At 69.1% G+C, this 6164-nt stretch carries 3 protein-coding genes and 1 pseudogene; 3 read left to right on the forward strand and 1 reads right to left on the reverse strand.

Annotation, left to right across the window (positions count from 1 at the left end; genetic code table 11):
- The first annotated feature begins 1 nt into the window (after window position 1).
- The 3 genes from ACWDR4_RS37345 to ACWDR4_RS37355 all read left to right on the forward strand — a co-directional run bounded on the left by ACWDR4_RS37345 (window position 2) and on the right by ACWDR4_RS37355 (window position 5643).
- Window positions 2-3409 (forward strand): LysM peptidoglycan-binding domain-containing protein, encoded by a 3408-nt coding sequence (locus ACWDR4_RS37345; RefSeq protein ID WP_450415105.1) that lies wholly within the window; start codon window positions 2-4, stop codon window positions 3407-3409.
- Window positions 3406-5193 carry a DUF2637 domain-containing protein gene (locus ACWDR4_RS37350; RefSeq protein WP_450415107.1) on the forward strand — a complete coding sequence of 596 codons (1788 nt, stop codon included), beginning with the start codon at window positions 3406-3408 and terminating at the stop codon, window positions 5191-5193. Before ACWDR4_RS37345 ends, ACWDR4_RS37350 begins: the two co-directional genes overlap by 4 nt.
- 219 nt (window positions 5194-5412) lie before the next feature.
- Window positions 5413-5643: a hypothetical protein gene (locus ACWDR4_RS37355; RefSeq protein WP_450415109.1), complete on the forward strand. Its 231-nt coding sequence runs from the start codon at window positions 5413-5415 to the stop codon at window positions 5641-5643.
- 265 nt (window positions 5644-5908) lie between these two features.
- On the opposite strand, the pseudogene ACWDR4_RS37360 reads toward ACWDR4_RS37355, so the two are convergent.
- Window positions 5909-6069 (reverse strand): annotated as a pseudogene (locus ACWDR4_RS37360) (IS701 family transposase); the annotation flags it as partial.
- Window positions 6070-6164 lie beyond the last annotated feature (95 nt).

Here is a 6164-nt window from a genome sequence, read left to right on the forward strand (position 1 = left end):
TATGCCCCACTCCCCCACGCCCGTGCGCCGCCGCGGCCGTTCCTGGCCCCGGACTGTCCTGCGCGGCCTGTTCGCGCTCGCCGCGCTGATCGCCGGCGTGCCCGCGCTACTGCTCGCCGTCGGCACGCTGCCCGCGACGCTGCCGACGCTGGACTCGGCACGCCAGGTGCTGCTGAGCGCGGACGATGACGGCTCGGGCCTGCTGACCACGATGACCGTGGCGGCGTGGATCGCGTGGCTGTGGCTGGTGATCCCCGTCCTGACCGAGGTCGCCGCGGTCATGGCCCGGCGTACGACGCCGCAACTTCCGGGCATGGCCACCGGTCAGCGTCTGGCCGGGTTTCTGCTGGGCAGCATCGTGCTCGCCTCGCCCGCCGCCGCGGCCAGCGCCGCCACCCCGGCACTCGCCGCCACCGCACCCCACGCGCCGCCGGCCGACCGGGCGACGAACAGCCAGCACAACGCCCCCGCCCCGAACACAACCTCGGAGAAGGCGGCACCGGATGGGAGCGTCGAGGAAGTCACCGTGGGAGCGGAGGACACCACATGGTGGGAACTGGCCGAGCAGTGGCTGGGGGACGGCAGCCGCTACACCGAGTTGCAGCGCCTCAACCCCGACATACCCACCACGGCATCAGTAGTGCCCCAGGGCACGACTGTCCGCGTACCCACACGGGCCGAGGTACCCGGTGATGTGTCCAGCGCCGGCCTCCACACGCACCTCGCCTCCAGCACGCAGGATGCGGCGCGGGAGGGGGACGCGGATGTGGTCACGGTGGAACCCGGCGATTCCCTCTCGCAGATCGCCGTCGAGGAACTTCACGACGGCACCAAGTGGCCGCTGCTGTTCGACGCCAGCCGGGGCACCACGCAGCCCGACGGCCTGCCGAGCATCACGGATCCGGACATGATCTATCCCGGGCAGCAGGTCACCGTGCCCGAGGCGGCGTCCGAGCGACCCGATCGTCCCCGAGAAGGCACTGGTGACGGCTCCAGCACGGGGAACTCCACTGCCCCGGACACGGACGACGGAGAGAAGGAATCGGGTGGTGACACGGGAGGAGTTGGCCAGCCGCCGACACCCGATCAGTCCGCCCCCTCACAAGCGGAATCTCCTGCGCCGAGCGGGTCGAGGAGTAGTCCGTCCGGGCAGCCCGGTGAGGGCGCTGAGTCCGCCGCGCCTTCGTCTGGCATCGGCGCGTCGTCCACGCCGTCATCTGACGCCACGCCGACACCGGCCGCGTCCACGGCGCCTCCATCGCAGAAGCCTGCTTCCACGCCCACGGGCCAGGGGCTACAACTGCGGATCGTGCTGGGCGCGGGCGCGCTGCTGGCAGCCGCCGTGACCGGTGCGCTCGCCGCGCGCCGCATGCTGCAGCGCCGTCGCCGCAAGCCGGGTGAGACGATCGCGATCGCATCGGAAACCTCTTCGGCAGAAGCGCAGTTGGCTGCCGCCGCCGAACCCACGGGGGCGGCCCGTCTGGATGCGGCTCTTCGGACGCTGGCCCACCAGGTAGAGGATGGCGCCGGCATGCCCGGGCTGCGAGCCGCGCGGATCGGTGAACGCTCCCTGGAAGTCCTGCCCGAGGATCTCTCGCAGGAGCCGACGGCTCCCTTCACAGCAGGGCACGGTGACTGGTGGGTTCTTCCGGACGACGCTCAACTCCTGGACGAGGAGACCGCCCGCGAGGTGCCGGCACCATACCCGGGCCTGGTAACCATGGGCAGCACCGAAGCCGGTGACCTGCTCCTGCTGAACCTGACGCCCTTGCCGGCGCTGCTGCTAGCCGGCGACCCGGCTCACGTCACCGAGGTGTGCACCTCCCTCGCCCTGGAACTCGGGATGAGCCCATGGGCGGACGTCGAGATCGTCACGGTGGGGTTCGGCGAAGACCTGCCGCAACTGCTCCCCACCACACGGATCGCCCACATGCGCCAGGCCACACACGCGCTCCGCGATCTGAGCGAACGGCTCCTGGAAGCACACCAGATGCCCGACACCCGCCAGCAGCCCTACCTGCTGCTGTGCGCGTCCCTACTCGACACGGCCACGGCCTGGGAGTTCGCCGACGTCATCGACAAGTCCGGCTCCGTCCCCGTCACCCTGGTCGCCCCAGCGAGGACAACAACCGCGTACTTCCCCGACGCGGCGATCCTCAACGCCTCGCTCGACGAGCCGCAGCGCCTCGACCACGCCGGCATCGACATCACCCTGCAGCGTCTGGAGCGCGCCGCCTACGTACAGATCGCCACGGCGTTGAAGGTGTCCGGGCAGCCGCCCCAGGCGGGCGGGAGTGCCTGGCAGGAGGTGCCGGACGAGCCCGACCGGATGCGGCAGCCCGGACAACCCGCTCCGAACGTATCCGTTACGCCCACAACCTCCGCTGCCGCAAGCCCCTCGCCAGCAGCGGCAACGGACGTGAGTGCAGGGGTGTACCCGGCTCTGCTCGCCGCCACCACCAATCCGTCCGGGCTACGGCTCCTGCCCCCTGCCGCGGCATCACCGCAGGCCGAGAGTGAGCACAACCCACGGACCGAAACGGCGTGGCCGCCGGGCTCCCCAACCCCCGCGGCCACGCAGCACCCGGAGGAAAATGACGAGGGCGCCGCCGAAGAAACCACAGCGCAAGGGGCACATGAGAGCGAGACTCTTGATCTGGACGCACCCGAGATCCGGGTCCTTGGCCCGGTCGAGGTAACCGGCGTGGACAGCACCGGCCACGGCCCGCGGATGGCACAACTCGCCGCGCTGCTGTTCTTCCGGCCCGGCCGGAGCGCACATGTGCTGTGCTCTGACATGGACCCCGTCAGCCCGTGGTCGGTCAGCACCCTCAACGCCCGGCTACAAGGTTTGCGCCGCTGTCTGGGCAACGACCCCGCCGGCAACCCTTACGTGCCCCGGCGCAGTTCCGGTGACACCCCGTACCGCCTCTCCCCCACCGTGCGCTGCGACTGGACCCGCTTCCTCCAACTCGCCGAACGTGCCCTGCCACTGGGACCAGCAGGGCTGACCGATCTGGAGAAGGCGCTGGCCCTGGTGCGAGGCCGACCCTTCGGGGACAAGCCCCTGCCCTGGGCCGAGCCCTTCCGGCAGGAAATGATCACACGCATCATCGACATCGCACACACCATCGCCGCCCACCGCACCCCCGCAGGCCCGGACCACGACCTCAGCGCAGCCCGCCGAGCCATCTCCACCGGTCTCGACGTCGACGACACGGCGGAACTGCTGTACCGGGACTGGATGCGCATCGAACACACAGCCGGAAACCGGCAGGGCGTGCACACCGCCATCGCCCGCGTGCAGCAGATCAACCAGGCACTGGACTGCGACCTGGAGACGTCGACCGAGCACCTCATCAACGAACTCCTTCAACCAACCCCTCCCCCACACGTCGAAAACGCATGAGCACCACCCGGCTTGCCAAGGACACAGCGCGAGCCTTTCACCGCGTGCATCGGGTTCTCATCGGCGTGGTCGTCGCCGGTGCGGTCGTCATCGCCGCGATCGGCTTCGCGGGGTCGTACGCGGCCGTCCGTGAACTGGCCCTGAAAAAGGGCTTCGGAAACTTCAGTTACGTCTTCCCGATCGGCATCGACGCGGGTATCTGCGTCCTGCTCGCCCTCGACCTCCTCCTCACCTGGATCAGGATCCCGTTCCCGCTGCTGCGCCAGACGGCGTGGCTGCTGACGATGGCGACGATCGCGTTCAACGGCGCGGCGGCCTGGCCGGACCCGCTGGGCGTCGGTATGCACGCCGTGATCCCGGTGCTGTTCGTGGTCGCGGTGGAGGCGGCCCGGCACGCCATCGGCCGTATGGCGGACATCACGGCGGACAAGCACATGGAGGGCGTCCGCCTGACCCGCTGGCTCCTCTCCCCGCTGCCGACGTTCCTCCTCTGGCGGCGGATGAAGCTGTGGGAGCTGCGCTCCTACGACCAGGTCATGAAGCTGGAGCAGGAACGTCTCGTCTACCAGGCCCGCCTCCACGCCCGCTTCGGCCGGGCCTGGCGGCGCAAGGCCCCGGTGGAGTCCCTGATGCCCCTGCGCCTGGCCCGCTACGGCGTCCCCCTCGCGGAAACCGCCCCCTCAGGCCTCGCAGCAGCAGGCCTTACCTCCGGACTCAACAAGCCGCCGCCTCCACACACAGGCGCCCTGTCCGCCTCACCCCAGCCACAGAGTCCGGCGACCGCAGCCGGGTCAGGCAGCATGCGACGGCAACCCGACCGTCCGAGCAGGCGCGTGCGCAAGATGCGGGCTGCGCCCCCGGGCACAGCCCGACCACCGCGGCCGTCACCCCCCGTCGAACCGGACGGACGATTCGACGCCGCGTACCAAATGTGGCTCTCCCTGTTTCACGTCGAACCCACGGCCAGTCAGTTCGCGTTCTTCCTCCGAAACGAGTACAACATCCCCACCGCGGGAGGCACACCACTCCCCGACGTACAGCTGCTGCCCCTCCTGAGGGATCTCCAGCAGCGTCACACGGCATCGTCCGAGGGAGACCGTCCCCGGGAAGACAGCAGCACGGCCTCGGCGGACGAGACAACCCGCCACGAGTACGGCCCCGACCCCATCCTCACCCGGACCGGGCAGCACAGCCAGCACCCGTCAACGGCAGCCCTAGCCGGCATGAACGAGCAGAACGCCAACGCCCACGTCGAAACTCGGCCGCTCACTAAGGAGAACCCCACCGATACGGTCCCGGCCTCGCCCAAGCCCGGGACCGGAGAGACCAAGTCCCCGGCCGAAGAGACCGCGCCGTCGGCCGAAGACGTCAATGACACTGCCGGCAAGCAGGCGCCTTCCGACGCAGAACGTGCCCTGACCACGGTCGACCGCTACTACCACGCATGGACGCAATATCTGGAGCAGTACGGCGACGAACCGACATCCGGGCAGCTGTCTGTCTTCCTCGCGGGCCGGGGCATCAACGGCCCCGGCGGCAAACCGGTCAGTCCCTCCACACTGCGCCGCTACTACGTCTCCTTCCGCGTCTACCGGACATGGGCCGAACACCGCACACGCAACCCCGTTCCCTCACCCGACACCGTGGCACAGGACTGTTCAACACACGGGATCACCGCGCAATACAACAAACCCATCGCCCCCGACACCATCACCAAGCAGGCCGCCGACTTCGAACGCCGCTGGCACGCACTCACCCGTCACCACACCGGTTCCCACCATTGACGCCACGCGCCCGCGCACTCTCCCCACCAGCCCGGCGACCCACTGGGCCCACTTGGCCGAGGGAAAGGATCTTCAACTCGTGGCACTCTCCCCGATGGTTCGTTGGTCTCCAGCGGGCGGGGTACTGGCGCATGCCTGAGTTATCCACAGGTCCTCTCCTCATCGCGCTGGACCGCCTAGGGTGCCGACTCTGGTTGATCAAAATCACGGAGGAGTCCTGTGCCCTACCGAGTCGAGCTGGCCGTACATGTTGAGAACGCACTCGAGCAGCTGTCCGAGCAAGCCCGCCACGAGGTCATGGAGACCATTGCCACAGTGCTGCTTCGTCCAGAGAAATGGCCACCACCCGGCGGCTGGAACTGGGCAGTACACAACGGTGACCGGTCCTGGGTGGAGTACACCGCAGCCGCTGACGGCATCGAGGTCGTCAACGTGGCCTGGACGGGGTGAACCCTCGCGAAATACGGCGATCCGTCCACCACCCCGGCGTCCTCGCCATCCCCTCTGGCTGAAGGGTCAGTTGGGGGAGCCCAGTTGCCCCTGTGCGGCAGGGATGGGCGATGATGTTCGGGCAGGCACGGTCTCGCTCGGTTCTCATGGGTCTCGACAACCACATGATCGCCCGCACCGTGCCTGCTCTGTTCTCCGTGCCCCTTGCCGCACAACGGACATGACGCCACGTCACTCATGAGACCGCCGAACCGGACCAATCTCGATCATGCAATGACCCTGCCACCAGCACCGCCTCGTCGTCGTGCAGATGCTCCACCACGTGTCACCCACGTCGTCGCGGACCTGGTCGGCGTCCCACTTGGCCCGCCCGAGCAAGTGCTGCATGCCGTCCGGGGTCCTGTCCCGGGCCCACTCGGCGATGGTGTGAGGTCGGACCGGGGCGCCCGGCCGACGTTGCCGTCGGTGGGTTTCCCCGGCCCGCCTCCCGAACCGGACGTGCCCGATCTCCAGGCATCCGG

The organism is Streptomyces sp. NPDC000878, assembly GCF_053599695.1.

Excerpts from the sequence above, each read along its gene's own strand:
- ACWDR4_RS37345 (WP_450415105.1), top strand. The coding sequence starts at position 2 with ATGCCCCACTCCCCCACGCCCGTGCGCCGCCGCGGCCGTTCCTGGCCC.
- ACWDR4_RS37350 (WP_450415107.1), top strand. The coding sequence starts at position 3,406 with ATGAGCACCACCCGGCTTGCCAAGGACACAGCGCGAGCCTTTCACCGC.